The organism is Enterobacter sp. HG048, assembly GCF_024702055.1.
Lineage (GTDB): Bacteria > Pseudomonadota > Gammaproteobacteria > Enterobacterales > Enterobacteriaceae > Enterobacter > Enterobacter dykesii.
Genome location: NZ_JANLIZ010000046.1, coordinates 1 through 277, shown reverse-complemented (window position 1 = coordinate 277; position 277 = coordinate 1). Strand labels below are relative to the sequence as shown.

The 277-nt window shown below is 56.0% G+C and carries 1 rRNA gene; it reads right to left on the bottom strand.

What is annotated here, in order from left to right:
• A 16S ribosomal RNA gene (locus tag NUX24_RS21740) occupies positions 1-277 on the bottom strand; the annotation flags it as partial.

Below are 277 nucleotides of genomic sequence, written 5' to 3'. Positions count from 1 at the left end.
CATCCGACTTGACAGACCGCCTGCGTGCGCTTTACGCCCAGTAATTCCGATTAACGCTTGCACCCTCCGTATTACCGCGGCTGCTGGCACGGAGTTAGCCGGTGCTTCTTCTGCGGGTAACGTCAATTGCTGAGGTTATTAACCTCAACACCTTCCTCCCCGCTGAAAGTACTTTACAACCCGAAGGCCTTCTTCATACACGCGGCATGGCTGCATCAGGCTTGCGCCCATTGTGCAATATTCCCCACTGCTGCCTCCCGTAGGAGTCTGGACCGTG